The following is a 15770-nucleotide window of genomic DNA, read 5'->3' on the forward strand; positions in this document are numbered from 1 at the left end:
GTATAAGAGCCAAGGTTATATTTGCTTAACCTTTGACCACCTGCGCCTGTGCTCGAAAACGGTCGAATTTACTGGCTGTGAGAGACAATTGCAACAGCGTTTATTGCGCTTTACTGCTTTTGTTGTTTTTCATCAATCACCGGGATCCGCCACATAAAAATCAGTAAACAGGCGAGAATAACCAGCAGCAGGCCGCGTACCCACATCATATTGACCAGCCACAGTGAAATACTAAACGTTACCAGGATCAACAAAATAGCGCGCGGCTTTGCTCCCGGCAGCATCGCGCGGTGTTTTTGCCAGTGGCGCAGATACCCGCCGAACCACGAACGGTACAGCAACCAGTCGTGAAAACGCAGCGACGAGCGAGCAAAACACCAGGCGGCCAGCAAGATAAACGGCGTTGTCGGCAACAGAGGCAATACAACGCCCAGCGTTCCTAACACTACCGCTATCCAGCCTATGATGATTAGAATAATGCGTTGCATAATATGAATACTTAACACAGAGAATCGCTACTTTATCATAACAGTTCTCATTTTCATCGGAGTGTTGTCGTGAAAACCGTCATGCTGCTTCAGACGCTCGAAAACCAGCTTAACCGCTTACGGCAGCGTTGTGCCCCACTGGCACACCATGCCACGCTTAGCGCCCGCTTTGACAGGCATCTGTTTCACACCCGCAGCACGTTGCTACAGGCCTGTCTGGATGAAGCTGATGATAATCTCACTGCTCTACGTCGCGCAGTTGAACAGCAACAACTACCACAAATTACCTGGCTTACGGAACACCTTGCCTCACAGTTAGAGGCGATTTCACGTGAAACCGCCAGTTGGTCGCTCCGGGAGTGGGACTGCGCCTCTCCTGGCCTGGCGCGCTGGCAGCGTAAGCGAGTTCAACATCAGGAGTTTGAGCGCCGCCTGGTTGAAATGACGCGTGAACGTAAAGAACGCCTGGCACAGGTTACGGGCTTTGAAGAACAGCAAAAACTGCATCGCGAAGTAGAGGCATTCGAAGCACGACTGGCACGCTGTCGTCATGCACTGGCAAGAATAGATAACATGCTGGCGCGTTTAACCCGCTAATCCCCGGAGAATTTATGTCATTAGAGAACGCCCCAGATGAAGTCAAACTGGCCGTCGATTTGATTGTCCTGCTTGAAGAGAATCAGATGGAGCCTGAAACAGTTCTGAAAGCACTGGAGATTGTGAAGCAGGATTACGAGAAGAAACTGCTCTCTTTATCTAAAAAAGAGCTGTAACTGAAAACCTGATGGCGTTGCACTTATCAGGCCTACGAATGAATCGAAGCTCGCAGGCCTGATGATTTTTTCTATTAACCTACCGAAGGCGTCGGATCGTCACCTTTAATGATGTCACGCTTAACCTCGGTCACGGTGTCACCTTTCGCGTTATGCAGGTGAACTTCGAGCTGGTTAAAGGCGATATCAATGTCATTTTCACGGCACAAACGATCGACCGCCCGGTTAAGTTCATCAACCGTGTGGCTACGATCGCGCAATTCACGCACGTATAAACGCAGCTCATGATCCAGCGTGCTGGCACCGAAGGCGGTAAAGAACACTGCAGGCTCCGGATCGTGCATCACTTTCGGGTGTTCTGTCGCCGCCTGCAACAGCACCTTCTTCACTTTGTCCAGATCCGAACCATAGGCCACGCCAATGCGGATCACCAGACGCGTGGTGGTATCGGAGAGCGACCAGTTGATCAAACGCTCCGTCACGAATGCTTTGTTCGGGATGATCACCTCTTTGCGATCGAAGTCAGTAATGGTGGTGGCACGGATACGGATCTTGCTGACCGTTCCGGAGAACGTACCGATGGTCACGGTATCGCCGATGCGTACCGGGCGTTCAAACAGAATAATCAGACCGGAAACAAAGTTACCGAAAATTTCCTGCAAGCCGAAACCAAGACCAACCGAGAGAGCAGCGGCCAGCCACTGTAGCTTATCCCACGAGACGCCGAGCGATCCGAAGACCGTCATCGCACCGATGGCGATGATGGCGTAATTCAGGATCGTGGTGATCGCATAAGAAGCCCCCTGGCGCATCTTCAGTCGCGAGAGCACCAGCACTTCCAGCAGGCCGGGTAAGTTGCGGATCAGCGCCCACGCGACCATTGACGCAATAATCGCAAACAACAGGCTGCCCATGGTGACGTCTTTCACCACTGCCGCACCCGCTTCGGTGCCGTTGTAATGCCAGAGCGTTATGCTGTCGAGATAGCTGAACACGGTGATCAAATCAGACCAAATGGCCCAGAACAGAACACCAAACAGGGCAACCATCACCAGCATGGTTATACGCAGCGTTTGCTGGTTAACCTGCTCCAGCGCAATAGTCGGTTCTTCCTGCGGCTCTGCGCCTTCGGCCCCTTCTTTCACCAGGTTCTGACGACGCGCTAACGCACGACGCCAGGCGATACGGCGAGCCGCTACGCTCAACCCTCGCAGTACCGTCTGGTACAGCAGATTCCAGAGGATAACCAGATAGACCGTTTCAATCCAGCGGCCCGCCAGGCGCAGCGTGGTGTAGAAATACCCTGTCGCCGTCAGCACCATTAATGCAATCGGAATAATAGACAGCACGGTAATAGTGACCAGACGCAGACCATGCGACTCTTTGTCACGCCAGCTTTCGCGGCACATTGGCCATACCAGGAAGGCGATCAGCAGCAGGTTGAGGAAAATGACCACCTGGCCAAGCACATCGTCCATCAAATTAAGCGGCGACAGCTCAGCAATGACCGACCAGAAGTTAAGCGGCAACAGCGCAAGGCTAATACGCACAATCTGGCGACGCCAGTGGCTGGTCTGCTTCGCTGGCATGCCAAAATGACGTATCGCCACGCCATCTTTTTCCAGCACCTTCCAGCACAGACCAAACACCAGCCAGAAGATGGTCATCTTCTTACTGAACGCCCACAGCAGGTCGCTAATATTCAGCTGCATAGTCAGCAGAATCAGACCCACCGCGAGGATAATCAGACACGCCGGCAAGGCTCTGATGAGATCGATCAGAATCGCTTTTGGCGTATTAAGCTGACTGTCATTGCGCAGGTTCCCCACCGCGGCGGCTAATGTTGCCTGATAATCCTTCAGCCACTTCAAACGCCAACGGATTAACCCAGCGATAAGCAGCAGCGGCAGCCCTGCCAGGAACGCAATAAACACGGCGGGCCAGGCTTTTTCCCAGTTCACCGTGATTTTCATCGACTTAAACTGGTCTTTTAGGGTTTGCGGGAAGGCTTTGATCCAGTCCCAGTCCATCGGACGGTTACTGTTAACCCAGAAGATTTGCTGCGTGAGGATCTCTTTCAGGTTTTTCGACACGCTCATTAACTGCTGCTGGTTGATTTGCAGATTAATCGCCATCATCAACTGGTTGCCCAGCTGCTTATTTAGCTGATCCAACAGTTCACGACGCATATCCACGACCTGCAGCAGGGCATCATGGACTTCAGGGTTAACGTCGTTGCTGTGTCCTTCTTCCAGTTTGGCGACAAACGCATCATTCTGGAACAACGTATCGCGCTGCTGGTTGACTTCGAACTGCTCCAGACGCAAATCGGCGATCCGGTTGGTCATATCGGCAAGCTCATCCGCCGACGGCAGCGTTTGTTGTTGCTGATATAAAATGCGCGACAGCAGTAGACTGCCTTTCAGGACGGCGATCTGCTCTTTAATGTTGCGTTCGGATTGCAGCGCGCGGTCAAGCCAGTTTTTGACCTTGATATTTTGCTGCATCAGGCTGTTGCCGTTTTCAGTCGCGGCAATCAGGTGCTGGCTGAGCTGATGGTTAACATCAAGCTCCTGCTTCACTAACGGATTGGACTGAATACGCTCGGCTTCGTCCGGCGTTACCGCTTCCTGTGCCGTCTTTTCGGTTAACGTCAGTCGTTTGCTGTTCACCGCCTCTTGCAGGAGCTGGAGCTGGTGTTCAAGGCGGTTACTGTGCGCCGTCACATAATCGCGTTGTTTTTGCAGGGTATCCTGCAAAACGGTATTCCCTTCGAGGCTCTTACGCTGCTGGTCGATCTGCGCGTTCAGCAACGCTTGCTGCGCCTGCAGCAGCACCTGCTGGCTGGGGCGTAAAGCCGCCTCTCCCACAGTGGTGCCATCGAGTCGATTGCGGATTTGCTGCATCTGTTGCGACGCAGTGTACATCGCATTTTGTACGCGTTCTGGCTGTGTCTGCAGCGATACTAGTTGGCTGTTGTAAGCGGCCAGATCGTTTTGCGAGCTTTGCAGATCATCCAGGACCTGCGACACGCGCGACTCAAGCTGTCGTAAGGAGAGCGTACTCAGCGTTTTTCGCGTTTCATCGTCATTATCGACATCACTAAGCGAATTTAGCGCATCCGTAGCCTGACGCATTTTCTCCGGCGCCTGGGCAACTTTTTGCCGAAGCTGTACGGTTTCATCCTTCACACGATCGATTTTATCCAGCGTGGCAATGGTATCGATGAGATCCTGTTGAACCAGCTTATCCTGTGCGGAGAGATCTTTTTGTTTATTCAGCGTGTCTAACTGGCTCTGAATATCCGCTTTCGTCGGCAGTTCACCACTCTGTTGCGCCCGCGCAAATGCAGATGACTGGCAGGATAGCAAAAGAATGAAGAAAAGAATGGTAATAGCAATAAGATGCTGTGAACGTTTATAGAGCTGCAACATAGTCATGAGAATGAAGGTTTCTGAACCGGAAAAGTGACCGAAAATAGTCAAGCGGCAAGAATATCACGGCTGTGACCGGCAGAATAGCAGGAGGCAAAATGACCAGGAGAATTCCTGGTGCGGACCCAGAGAGTTAACAGGTTTCCGTTACGTTAACCCGCAAGGTTGGGCAGAGAAGACACATCTCAAGCAGCACGGCGACGTATTCCCGTGCCTCTTTTTTCAGATCAAAAGATTCAGGGGCAAATAACCAGTTCTCGATAATTCCGGTAACATAACTACGCAGCAGCACCGCCACGCGACGCGTGTTCAGATTTTCCGGCAGCATGTTGGCGTTCATGCAGTGCCGCAATGTTTGTTCGATACGGTCGTAATTTTCAATACACAGACTGCGTTGAGCTAGCTGAACTGAGGCCATTTCCCCGACAAATTCGCATTTGTGGAATATAATTTCCAACAATAAACGTCGGCGTTCTTCTGTCACGGTAGCTTCAAGAACGTAAATTAAAATTTCTCTTAATACTGATAGTGGATCGTCGGGGAATTTTGCCTGATACTCAGTCTCTAACTCATCAATGTTAGGTTTTGCTAGCTCCCAGATTTCACTGAATAAATCCGATTTGTTTTTGAAATGCCAATAGATCGCGCCGCGCGTGACACCAGCGGCTGCTGCGATCTCCGCAAGCGAGGTGGATGATACCCCTTGTTGCGAAAACAAACGCAGAGCAACATCGAGAATGTGCTGTCGAGTTTCCTGTGCTTGTTGTTTGGTTTTTCGTGCCATAGGTCAGTGAATTTACAGGCGTTAGATTTACATACATTTGTGAATGTATGTACCATAGCACGACGATAATATAAACGCAGCAATGGGTTTATGGGCTTTCAGCCATTGATCAATTTGAAATCGGACACTCGAGGTTTACATATGAACAAAAACAGAGGGTTAACGCCTCTGGCAGTCGTTCTGATGCTCTCAGGCAGCTTAGCGCTAACAGGATGTGACGACAAACAGGCCCAACAAGGGGGCCAGCAGATGCCAGAGGTTGGAGTTGTTACGCTCAAAACTGAACCTCTACAGATAACAACCGAACTCCCGGGTCGCACCAGTGCGTATCGCATTGCAGAAGTTCGTCCTCAGGTTAGTGGTATTATCCTGAAGCGTAATTTCACGGAAGGTGGTGACATCGAAGCGGGTGTATCTCTCTATCAGATTGATCCTGCAACTTACCAGGCCGCTTATGAAAGCGCAAAAGGCGATCTGGCAAAAGCACAAGCCGCAGCAAATATCGCTCAACTGACGGTCAAACGTTATCAGAAACTGTTGGGTACTAAGTACATCAGTCAACAGGATTACGATAGTGCACTGGCAGACGCACAGCAGGCGAACGCCTCCGTTGTCGCCGCGAAAGCCGCGGTAGAAACTGCACGCATCAATCTGGCTTATACCAAAGTAACGTCGCCGATCAGCGGCCGCATTGGTAAATCATCCGTTACTGAAGGCGCTCTGGTGCAAAACGGTCAGGCAACCGCACTGGCAACCGTTCAGCAGTTGGATCCCATCTATGTCGACGTGACGCAGTCAAGCAACGATTTCCTGCGCCTGAAACAAGAGTTGGCCAACGGCACGCTGAAGCAGGAAAACGGTAAAGCGAAAGTCGAACTGGTGACCAATGACGGCATTAAATTCCCGCAGTCCGGTACGCTGGAATTTTCTGATGTCACGGTAGATCAAACCACCGGGTCGATTACGTTACGCGCAATCTTCCCTAACCCGGATCACACCTTACTGCCGGGTATGTTCGTCCGTGCTCGTCTGGAAGAAGGGACTAACCCAACTGCATTACTGGTTCCACAGCAAGGCGTTACCCGCACACCGCGTGGCGATGCCAGTGCATTGGTTATCGGTGCAGACAACAAAGTTGAAACCCGTCAAATTGTTGCCGCACAAGCGATTGGCGACAAATGGTTAGTCACTGATGGACTTAAACCGGGCGACCGCGTGATTGTCACTGGGCTGCAAAAAGTACGTCCTGGCGCGCAGGTAAAAGCGCAGGAAATCACCGCTGATAACAACCAGCAAGCTGCAAGCGGAAGCCAGCCTGAACAGTCCAAGTCTTAACTTAAACAGGAGCCGTTAAGACATGCCTAATTTCTTTATCGATCGCCCAATATTTGCGTGGGTGATCGCCATTATCATCATGTTGGCAGGGGGGCTCGCGATCCTCAAATTGCCGGTAGCGCAATATCCGACTATTGCACCGCCAGCAGTGACGATCTCCGCGACCTACCCTGGCGCTGATGCCAAAACAGTACAGGATACTGTTACTCAGGTTATCGAACAGAATATGAACGGTATCGATAACCTGATGTACATGTCCTCAAACAGTGACTCCACGGGTACCGTGCAGATCACGCTTACCTTTCAGTCTGGTACTGATGCGGATATCGCGCAGGTACAGGTGCAGAACAAACTGCAGCTGGCAATGCCGCTTCTGCCGCAGGAAGTACAACAACAGGGTGTGAGCGTTGAGAAATCATCCAGTAGCTTCCTGATGGTTGTCGGCGTTATCAACACCAACGGCACCATGACGCAGGAGGATATTTCCGACTACGTGGGCGCCAACATGAAGGACGCCATCAGCCGTACTTCAGGTGTGGGTGATGTTCAGCTGTTCGGTTCCCAGTACGCAATGCGCATCTGGATGGATCCGAACAAACTGAATAACTTCCAGCTGACGCCGGTTGATGTGATCAGCGCCATCAAAGCGCAGAACGCCCAGGTTGCAGCCGGTCAGTTAGGCGGTACTCCGCCGGTGAAAGGCCAGCAGCTTAACGCTTCGATCATCGCGCAAACCCGTCTGACCTCCGCCGATGAGTTCAGCAAAATTCTGCTGAAAGTGAATCAGGACGGTTCCCAGGTGCGTCTGCGTGACGTAGCGAAAGTCGAACTGGGTGGCGAGAACTACGACATCATTGCGAAGTTCAACGGTAAACCGGCATCCGGTCTGGGTATCAAGCTGGCGACAGGCGCTAACGCCCTGGACACCGCAAACGCTATCCGCGATGAACTGAAGAAGATGGAACCGTTCTTCCCGTCAGGTCTGAAGATCGTTTACCCGTATGACACCACGCCGTTCGTGAAAATCTCTATTCACGAAGTAGTGAAAACGCTGGCGGAAGCCATCATCCTCGTGTTCCTGGTAATGTATCTGTTCCTGCAGAACTTCCGCGCGACGCTGATTCCGACTATCGCCGTGCCGGTGGTGCTATTGGGTACGTTTGCCGTCCTTGCGATTTTCGGCTTCTCGATAAACACGCTGACGATGTTCGGGATGGTGCTCGCCATCGGCCTGTTGGTGGATGATGCCATCGTTGTGGTAGAGAACGTTGAACGTGTAATGGCTGAGGAAGGGCTACCACCGAAGGAAGCAACACGTAAATCGATGGGCCAGATTCAGGGCGCACTGGTTGGTATCGCTATGGTGCTGTCAGCGGTATTTATTCCGATGGCCTTCTTCGGGGGATCTACCGGTGCAATTTACCGTCAGTTCTCCATCACCATTGTTTCGGCGATGGCGTTATCAGTCCTGGTGGCATTGATTCTGACCCCTGCCCTGTGTGCGACCATGCTCAAACCGGTTGCTAAAGGCGATCACGGAGAAGGCAAAAAAGGTTTCTTCGGCTGGTTTAACCGCATGTTCGATAAGAGCACGCACCATTACACCGACAGCGTGGGCGGAATTCTGCGCAGCACCGGTCGTTATCTGGCGCTGTATCTGATCATCGTCGTGGGTATGGCCTATCTGTTTGTTCGTCTGCCAAGCTCGTTCCTGCCGGATGAAGACCAGGGGGTATTCCTGTCAATGGCTCAGCTGCCAGCGGGTGCAACGCAAGAGCGTACCCAGAAGGTGCTGGACGAAATGACGGATTACTATCTGACCAAAGAAAAAGCGAACGTTGAATCGGTGTTTGCCGTTAACGGCTTCGGTTTTGCAGGACGTGGTCAGAACACCGGTATCGCGTTCGTCTCTCTGAAAGACTGGAGTGAACGTCCAGGCGAAGAGAACAAGGTTGAGGCAATTACTCAACGTGCGATGGGCGCATTCTCGCAGATTAAAGACGCGATGGTCTTTGCTTTTAACCTGCCAGCGATTGTGGAGTTAGGGACCGCGACCGGTTTCGACTTCCAGCTGATTGACCAGGCAGGTTTAGGTCATGAGAAGCTGACTCAGGCGCGTAACCAGCTGTTTGGTGAAGTTGCGAAACATCCTGATCTGTTAGTCGGCGTACGTCCTAACGGTCTGGAAGATACGCCGCAGTTCAAGATCGATATCGATCAGGAAAAAGCGCAGGCTCTGGGTGTATCCATTAGTGATATTAATACAACGCTGGGTGCAGCATGGGGCGGAAGCTACGTAAATGACTTCATCGACCGTGGTCGTGTGAAGAAAGTTTACATCATGTCTGAAGCGAAATACCGTATGTTGCCGGAAGATATTGGAAACTGGTATGTCCGCGGCAGCGATGGACAGATGGTACCGTTCTCCGCCTTCTCTACCTCACGTTGGGAATATGGTTCACCGCGTCTGGAACGCTATAACGGTCTGCCTTCCATGGAAATCTTAGGCCAGGCCGCACCGGGTAAAAGTACCGGTGAAGCTATGGCAATGATGGAGGAACTGGCCAGCAAACTGCCATCCGGTATCGGCTATGACTGGACCGGTATGTCCTACCAGGAACGACTGTCCGGCAACCAGGCCCCTGCTCTGTATGCCATTTCACTGATTGTCGTATTCCTGTGTCTGGCGGCATTGTACGAGAGCTGGTCAATTCCGTTCTCCGTCATGCTGGTGGTACCGTTAGGTGTTATCGGTGCATTGCTGGCGGCAACGTTCCGCGGCCTGACCAACGACGTTTACTTCCAGGTAGGCCTGCTCACAACCATTGGGTTGTCGGCGAAGAACGCGATACTTATCGTCGAATTCGCCAAAGACTTGATGGATAAAGAGGGTAAAGGTCTGATAGAGGCGACGCTGGATGCGGTCCGCATGCGTTTACGTCCGATCCTGATGACATCGCTGGCCTTTATTCTGGGCGTAATGCCGCTGGTTATCAGCTCCGGCGCAGGCTCCGGCGCGCAGAACGCCGTTGGTACTGGCGTAATGGGCGGGATGGTGACGGCAACCGTGTTGGCTATCTTCTTTGTTCCGGTGTTCTTTGTGGTGGTACGCCGCCGCTTTAGCCGCAAAAGTGAAGATCTTGAGCATAGCCACTCAGTAGACCATCATTGATAGATCTCTAAAGATAAGGCCGCGCAAGCGGCCTTTTTTCTGGAAAAATCATAAAAATCACTTATTGCTATATCGTTTATTTTCTCCAGGGTAAATAAGCGATATAATCCCTGTAGCCTTAAAGGCTATTCTTAAAAAAACATGAGAGTTCTTATTTACTTTAATAAATATTAAGATTATTCCTGGTAAGCGGTTCACATTGTCGATTGTTACCTTTCGTTGCTAAACCTAATCAAGATAACTCGATGATTGCCCGAAGAATAAAGAAATTGTCCGATTCCGAATAACCGCATTTATCTGTTAAAATGTAAAAATGACCTGACATCATAAGTTTGCATAATTGTAATTTTTCGTGATATGACGATGAAATCTTTTTTAGACTAGATTATAGTTAAATCATCAGGAGTCGCGGGCAAGTTCCAGGTAGTCTGTTGTATCCATCCCGAAGGTGTTCGGTTAGTTTAAGCCACGAAGAAGGGGATGCGTTATGGATGAATACTCACCCAAAAGACATGATATCGCGCAGCTTAAATTTCTCTGCGAAACCCTGTATCATGACTGTCTTGCAAACCTTGAACAAAGTAACCATGGCTGGGTTAATGACCCTACCTCTGCCACCAGCTTGCAGCTCAATGAACTGATAGAGCATATTGCAACCTTCGCACTTAATTATAAAATTAAGTACAATGAGGACAATAAGCTGGTCGCGCAGATAGATGAATACCTGGATGACACTTTTATGTTGTTCAGCAGTTATGGTATTAATACGCAGGATCTGCAGAAATGGCGGAAGTCAGGTAATCGACTGTTTCGCTGTTTTGTCAATGCCACCAGGGCTAATCCTGTTAGTTTGTCTTGTTAAAAATTATTACAATCATAGGTAAGATTTATGTCCGATAAACCATTAACTAAAACTGATTATTTGATGCGCCTGCGACGTTGTCAGACAATTGACACACTTGAGCGCGTTATTGAAAAAAATAAATATGAATTGTCCGACAACGAACTGGCTGTATTTTACTCAGCAGCAGATCACCGCCTTGCTGAATTGACTATGAATAAGCTCTACGACAAGATTCCAACTTCTGTTTGGAAATTCATTCGCTAATTGCTCACGGGTTAAGTCAGGTATAGCGGTACATTTGTCTGGCTGACCATTTTCGTATTTACAATGGTTATTTAAATCAAATCACGTGACTACGATCACAGCGAAGAAGCGGGAACGTTCCCCTTGTTTGCATTGCGTTTTACTGTGTTGAAATGACCTCCAGTACACAGGAAATTCGTAATGAGTAATGAAAAGCAAAAAATGATCGCCAGTGAACTTTATCGCCCGGCGGATGAAACATTGCGCCACGACCGACTACGCGCTCGTCAGTTGACCCATCGCTACAACCTCACCGCTCCCGATGAAAAAAATGCGCGACAAGCTATCCTTCATGAGCTGTTGGGCCAGAGCGAAGGGGCTTATATTGAACCCTCTTTTCGTTGTGATTACGGCTATAACATCTATCTCGGTAAAGAATTTTACGCCAACTTCGATTGCGTTATGCTCGACGTCTGCCCGATCCATATTGGCGACAACTGCATGTTAGCCCCAGGAGTCCATATTTATACCGCCACCCACCCGCTGGATGCCACCGAGCGAAACAGTGGCATGGAGCTCGGCAAACCCGTGACTATTGGCAACAACGTCTGGATAGGTGGACGCGCAGTGATAAACCCTGGCGTAACGTTGGGTGATAACGTGGTTGTGGCCTCAGGCGCGGTGGTCACGAAAAGCGTTCCGGCAAACTGCGTAGTTGGGGGCAATCCCGCCAGGATTATCAAAACGCTGTGATCTTAAATGTAACTGTTATGCTAAATTGTGGTTAATCTGTTACTTTCTTCACAAGGTATCCCCTTTTAAAATAGGGCGATCGCATCTGAATATCGTAGACACCACAAAGGCAAGAGATGACAGAAATACAGCGCCTGCTTACCGAAACCATCGACGACTTAAATATTCGCGAAAAGCGCGACAACAAACCGCGCTTTAGCATCAGCTTTATTCGCAAACATCCCGGCCTGTTCATCGGCATGTATGTTGCGTGGTTTGCCACGCTGGCGGTGATGCTGCAGTCAGAAACGTTAGTCGATTCAGTATGGCTGCTGGTAGTTCTGTTCGTCATACTCAACGCGTTTTTCTTTTTCGACGTTGCGCCGCGATACCGCTTTGAAGATATCGACGTACTGGATTTCAGAGTTTGCTATAACGGGGAATGGTATAACACGCGCTTTGTCCCCCCTTCACTCATCGATACCATCCTGCACTCACCTTCCGTCGATAGCGAACATAAAGCGCAGCTGCAAAAGATGATATCGCGTAAGGGAGAACTCTCGTTCTACGATGTCTTTACGCTAACCCGTCCCCAGGCCAGCCAGTAACCACATCTCAACACAGATAAAAAAAGTGCGTCTCGGTGAAGGAAACGCACTTTAATCCCTGAAATGTTGGTAAAGAAACTAACGTCTTTTTTTACGCCCCTGAACAGCTTTAAAGCGCGGATTCGTTTTGCAGATTACGTACAAACGCCCTTTGCGTTTCACTATCTGGCAATCAGGATGACGCTGTTTTGCACTACGAAGTGAATTGAGTACCTGCATCTTAACCTCGCTTAGTGCCAATAAAATGACCAAAACGTTTCTGGAAACGTGCTGCACTGCCTTCGTTATCAAAGGTTTTTTGTTTCCCGGTATAGTACGGATGCGATTTGGAAGAGATATCCAGGGTCACGTACGGGTACATTTTCCCCTCAAACTCAATCTCACGTTCCGTTTTAATGGTCGAGCCGACCTTAAAAAATTCATTGGCACTGGTATCGTGAAACACCACAGTACGGTAAAAAGGATGAATATCCGGCTTCATGGCAACCTCATCTTGCTACGTTATAACATAACAATCAAAATACACCACTCTTGTATAAATCACAACCTGGTTTACGCGATTAAGAGTTAAACGGGATGATAAGTGGCCGTAAATATATGATGCCAATCGAATAGCTTTTTCGGCTTTCGGATATACTTTCCCTACGCTGTGTTAATAAGGATATCACTGTGATAACACGACATCTGATAAGCCTGGTGACTGGGGTGCTGTTTCTTTCCATCCTCGCGCCCGTAGGTTTAAGCCTGTGGCTGGCGCATCGTCAGGTCGAAACGAAATTTATCGATGAACTCGATATGTTCTCAACCCGAGTCGCATTACGTACGGAACGCGTAGGTGAACAGGCCAAAAAAGCGTTGCGCCATATTGAAGCTTTTCAGGGTGAACCTTGTAGTGAAGAGCATCTGCTTGAAATGCGTCGTTTGTCATATAGCTACCGCTATATTCAGGAAGTGCTGTACCTCAAAGATAACGTTCCACAATGCTCATCCCTGGAAAAAAGAAGCCGGGCAGCCGCGTTTCCTCCAGCAATGAAAATCACGCCCGATGGCTACCACGCATGGTTGACCATGCAAAACGATTTGGGCATCAAGCGTTTTATGGCGGCATTAGGTAGCAAGCATTACGTCGTGATGATCGATCCCGGTTCTTTTATTGATGTCATCCCGTTTGGCTCATGGCCGATTGAAGTCGCTATCCTTGGTACCGCGCGTAACACGGTGGTAGCCAGTAGCACCGATCTGCCACCGGATGTTTTACAACATGTGCAACTAGAGCATTCGATTACCCATCTGCAGAAAGACGGCAGTATTTATAACGCCCGCCCCTTCCCCGAACTGGGCATTACGGTTGTAACCTGGGCATCCACTGTACCTTTGCAAAAAAGCTGGCACCGACAAGCGCTAATCTGGCTGCCGGCAGGGATCCTTCTCGGCTTACTCACCGCAGCCTTTATTCTGCGTATTTTGCGCCGTTTACAGTCCCCTCATCACCAGTTGCAGGACGCTATCCAGCATCGGGATATCAAGGTCTACTACCAACCGATTATCTCGCTCAAAACGGGGAAAGTGGTCGGGGCAGAGGCGCTGGCTCGCTGGCCACAGGCCGACGGGAGCTATCTGTCGCCTGAGATTTTCGTCGCACTGGCGCAAGAGACCGGGCTTTCAGAGCCGCTCACCCGTTTGATTATTGAAAGCGTATTTGACGATTTAGGAAAATGGCTGCGTCAATATCCCCACCAGCATATATCCATTAACCTTGAGTCAGCCGATCTGACCTCCGAAACACTTCCTGCTCTGTTAAGCCAGAAGGTGAACCACTGGCAACTTAAGCCTGCACAAATCGCACTGGAACTGACCGAACGCGAATTTGCCGACCCAAAAAACAGCGCGCCGTTTATTGCTAAATACCGACAGGCAGGCCATTCGATCTATATTGATGACTTTGGTACCGGCTATTCAAGTCTTAGCTATTTGCAGGATCTGGATGTGGATATCCTGAAGATCGACAAATCGTTCGTCGATGCGCTGGAGTACAACAACGTCACGCCGCATATCATCGAGATCGCGAAAACGCTGAAGCTGGAGATGGTGGCAGAAGGTATTGAAACCGAGAATCAGGAAGCCTGGCTACGCCAGCACGGCGTGCAGTACGGTCAGGGCTGGCTTTACAGTAAAGCGCTGCCGAAAGCAGAATTTATTCTGTGGGCAGAAAAACGGCTTTAGCATGGCTGTTGATGGTGAGATGGCTGGCGGCACGCCGCACAGCCAGTCACATCACTCTTCCATAATGGGCGCAAATCCACCGTAGATCATTCGCTTGCCATCAAATGGCATAGATTCACCGAATTCCTTCATACGGGGATCGGACATCATCTTCTGATTCGCCGCATCGCGGACCTCTTTGGAAGGGTATTCAATCCAGCTGAATACCACTTCCTCATGATCCTGCGCTTTCACAGCCATGCGAAAATCGGTCAGTTTGCCGTCGGGGACATCATCTGCCCAGCACTCCACCACGCGCAATGCACCGAACTCCTTGAAAAGCGGAGCTGCTTTTGCCGCCATCGCAATGTACGCCTCCTTGTTTTCAGCGGGTACGGCAACCACAAAGCCATCAACATACTTCATGAGAAAAACCTCCGAAGTGTACTGCGCGGCAAGCCGATTCCGGCCGCGTCAGTCGAGGTTAAGTTTAGTCGCCAGCAGGCGATCGTGCCCCAGGCGCATTCCTGATACGAATACGCGCCTGCGGCTGATGGCAAAACCATGGCAGGCAAATTTGAATCAGCGGCCCAATAGCCAGTGCATACAGCACCGTTCCAAACCCAACGGTTCCCCCCAACAGCCAACCAATAAGCAGCACCGACACTTCGATTGCGGTTCGAATTCGTCGTACTGGCCAGCCGGTACGCGCGTGAATTCCAGTCATCAGACCGTCACGTGGGCCCGCGCCAAAACCGGCACCAATGTACAGAGCGGTTGCTAACGCATTCAGTATCACCGCTGACACCAGCAGCCCGCTGCGCGCCAGCAGGGATTCAAATCCCGGAATCACCAGCAGCGCGACATCTGCCGCCAGCCCAATCATAATCACGTTGCTCAACGTGCCAAACCCTGGACGCTGGCGTAGCGGTATCCACGCCAGAAGCACCAACACACCCACGGCAATAATCACCACGCCGATATTCATCGACAGTAAATTTGCCACCCCCAGGTGGAACACGTTCCACGGATCGGCCCCTAAATCGGCACGGACAAACATCGCCGTCGACACACCGTACAGCGTCAGCCCGATAAACAGCTGAAGTAAACGACGCAGCATGTTCTTCCCCTCTTACTCTCAGATAACTTTCATCT

16 protein-coding genes are annotated in these 15770 nt (G+C 50.4%); 9 read left to right on the top strand and 7 right to left on the bottom strand.

Going from position 1 to position 15770, the window contains the following annotated elements; translation table 11 throughout:
- Window positions 1-110 precede the first annotated feature (110 nt).
- Window positions 111-488, bottom strand: coding sequence for a DUF454 family protein (locus HV334_RS18080; RefSeq protein ID WP_181220737.1), 378 nt, complete (start codon window positions 486-488; stop codon window positions 111-113).
- 69 nt (window positions 489-557) lie between these two features.
- On the opposite strand from HV334_RS18080, the gene priC reads away from it, so the two are divergent.
- Window positions 558-1085, top strand: coding sequence for a primosomal replication protein N'' (priC, locus tag HV334_RS18085; protein WP_103283557.1), 528 nt, complete (start codon window positions 558-560; stop codon window positions 1083-1085).
- Between the two features lie 14 nt (window positions 1086-1099).
- On the top strand, window positions 1100-1261 hold the full coding sequence (gene rsmS / locus HV334_RS18090) for a pleiotropic regulatory protein RsmS (RefSeq protein ID WP_016155875.1): 162 nt from the start codon (window positions 1100-1102) through the stop codon (window positions 1259-1261).
- Window positions 1262-1335: 74 nt separating this feature from the next.
- Here the strand turns inward: rsmS and mscK are convergent, their stop codons facing one another.
- Together mscK and acrR are read right to left on the bottom strand one after the other, a co-directional pair.
- A complete protein-coding gene (mscK, locus tag HV334_RS18095; protein WP_181220738.1) occupies window positions 1336-4701 on the bottom strand; it encodes a mechanosensitive channel MscK in 3366 nt (1121 codons plus the stop codon).
- Between the two features lie 127 nt (window positions 4702-4828).
- On the bottom strand, window positions 4829-5479 hold the full coding sequence (acrR, locus tag HV334_RS18100) for a multidrug efflux transporter transcriptional repressor AcrR (RefSeq protein WP_047416857.1): 651 nt from the start codon (window positions 5477-5479) through the stop codon (window positions 4829-4831).
- 141 nt (window positions 5480-5620) lie between these two features.
- Between acrR and acrA the strand changes: the two genes are divergently transcribed.
- The 6 genes from acrA to HV334_RS18130 all read left to right on the top strand — a co-directional run bounded on the left by acrA (window position 5621) and on the right by HV334_RS18130 (window position 12413).
- Complete coding sequence (acrA, locus tag HV334_RS18105; RefSeq protein WP_016152074.1) at window positions 5621-6814, top strand: multidrug efflux RND transporter periplasmic adaptor subunit AcrA; 1194 nt, start codon at window positions 5621-5623, stop codon at window positions 6812-6814.
- A 22-nt stretch (window positions 6815-6836) separates the two neighbouring features.
- Window positions 6837-9986 (top strand): efflux RND transporter permease AcrB, encoded by a 3150-nt coding sequence (acrB, locus tag HV334_RS18110; RefSeq protein ID WP_016152073.1) that lies wholly within the window; start codon window positions 6837-6839, stop codon window positions 9984-9986.
- Window positions 9987-10473: 487 nt separating this feature from the next.
- A complete protein-coding gene (gene tomB / locus HV334_RS18115; protein ID WP_019076175.1) occupies window positions 10474-10848 on the top strand; it encodes an Hha toxicity modulator TomB in 375 nt (124 codons plus the stop codon).
- Window positions 10849-10875: 27 nt separating this feature from the next.
- Complete coding sequence (locus HV334_RS18120; RefSeq protein ID WP_002892050.1) at window positions 10876-11094, top strand: HHA domain-containing protein; 219 nt, start codon at window positions 10876-10878, stop codon at window positions 11092-11094.
- A 180-nt stretch (window positions 11095-11274) separates the two neighbouring features.
- Window positions 11275-11826 (top strand): maltose O-acetyltransferase, encoded by a 552-nt coding sequence (gene maa, locus HV334_RS18125; RefSeq protein ID WP_181220739.1) that lies wholly within the window; start codon window positions 11275-11277, stop codon window positions 11824-11826.
- Window positions 11827-11942: 116 nt separating this feature from the next.
- Window positions 11943-12413, top strand: coding sequence for a YlaC family protein (locus HV334_RS18130; RefSeq protein WP_047416865.1), 471 nt, complete (start codon window positions 11943-11945; stop codon window positions 12411-12413).
- Between the two features lie 78 nt (window positions 12414-12491).
- Here HV334_RS18130 and ykgO read toward each other — a convergent pair whose 3' ends face one another.
- Window positions 12492-12632 carry a type B 50S ribosomal protein L36 gene (ykgO, locus tag HV334_RS18135; protein ID WP_005125190.1) on the bottom strand — a complete coding sequence of 47 codons (141 nt, stop codon included), beginning with the start codon at window positions 12630-12632 and terminating at the stop codon, window positions 12492-12494.
- A 1-nt stretch (window position 12633) separates the two neighbouring features.
- Window positions 12634-12894, bottom strand: a complete 261-nt coding sequence (locus HV334_RS18140) for a type B 50S ribosomal protein L31 (RefSeq protein ID WP_016152070.1) — start codon at window positions 12892-12894, stop codon at window positions 12634-12636.
- A 188-nt stretch (window positions 12895-13082) separates the two neighbouring features.
- Between HV334_RS18140 and HV334_RS18145 the strand changes: the two genes are divergently transcribed.
- Window positions 13083-14636, top strand: coding sequence for an EAL domain-containing protein (locus HV334_RS18145; RefSeq protein WP_047501906.1), 1554 nt, complete (start codon window positions 13083-13085; stop codon window positions 14634-14636).
- 51 nt (window positions 14637-14687) lie between these two features.
- Here the strand turns inward: HV334_RS18145 and HV334_RS18150 are convergent, their stop codons facing one another.
- Both HV334_RS18150 and HV334_RS18155 read right to left on the bottom strand, forming a co-directional pair.
- Entirely contained in the window at window positions 14688-15041 is a 354-nt protein-coding gene (locus HV334_RS18150; protein WP_003831033.1) for a DUF1428 family protein, read from the bottom strand.
- Window positions 15042-15105: 64 nt separating this feature from the next.
- Entirely contained in the window at window positions 15106-15735 is a 630-nt protein-coding gene (locus HV334_RS18155; RefSeq protein ID WP_016155872.1) for a membrane protein, read from the bottom strand.
- Window positions 15736-15770: the final 35 nt, after the last annotated feature.

This window comes from Citrobacter sp. RHBSTW-00944 (genome assembly GCF_013615435.1).
In the GTDB taxonomy this organism is placed as follows: domain Bacteria; phylum Pseudomonadota; class Gammaproteobacteria; order Enterobacterales; family Enterobacteriaceae; genus Citrobacter; species Citrobacter braakii.

Coding starts and splice junctions, on each gene's coding strand:
- HV334_RS18080 (WP_181220737.1), bottom strand. CDS start 488: ATGCAACGCATTATTCTAATCATCATAGGCTGGATAGCGGTAGTGTTA.
- rsmS (WP_016155875.1), top strand. CDS start 1,100: ATGTCATTAGAGAACGCCCCAGATGAAGTCAAACTGGCCGTCGATTTG.
- mscK (WP_181220738.1), bottom strand. CDS start 4,701: ATGACTATGTTGCAGCTCTATAAACGTTCACAGCATCTTATTGCTATT.
- acrR (WP_047416857.1), bottom strand. CDS start 5,479: ATGGCACGAAAAACCAAACAACAAGCACAGGAAACTCGACAGCACATT.
- acrA (WP_016152074.1), top strand. CDS start 5,621: ATGAACAAAAACAGAGGGTTAACGCCTCTGGCAGTCGTTCTGATGCTC.
- acrB (WP_016152073.1), top strand. CDS start 6,837: ATGCCTAATTTCTTTATCGATCGCCCAATATTTGCGTGGGTGATCGCC.
- tomB (WP_019076175.1), top strand. CDS start 10,474: ATGGATGAATACTCACCCAAAAGACATGATATCGCGCAGCTTAAATTT.
- HV334_RS18120 (WP_002892050.1), top strand. CDS start 10,876: ATGTCCGATAAACCATTAACTAAAACTGATTATTTGATGCGCCTGCGA.
- maa (WP_181220739.1), top strand. CDS start 11,275: ATGAGTAATGAAAAGCAAAAAATGATCGCCAGTGAACTTTATCGCCCG.
- HV334_RS18130 (WP_047416865.1), top strand. CDS start 11,943: ATGACAGAAATACAGCGCCTGCTTACCGAAACCATCGACGACTTAAAT.
- ykgO (WP_005125190.1), bottom strand. CDS start 12,632: ATGCAGGTACTCAATTCACTTCGTAGTGCAAAACAGCGTCATCCTGAT.
- HV334_RS18140 (WP_016152070.1), bottom strand. CDS start 12,894: ATGAAGCCGGATATTCATCCTTTTTACCGTACTGTGGTGTTTCACGAT.
- HV334_RS18150 (WP_003831033.1), bottom strand. CDS start 15,041: ATGAAGTATGTTGATGGCTTTGTGGTTGCCGTACCCGCTGAAAACAAG.
- HV334_RS18155 (WP_016155872.1), bottom strand. CDS start 15,735: ATGCTGCGTCGTTTACTTCAGCTGTTTATCGGGCTGACGCTGTACGGT.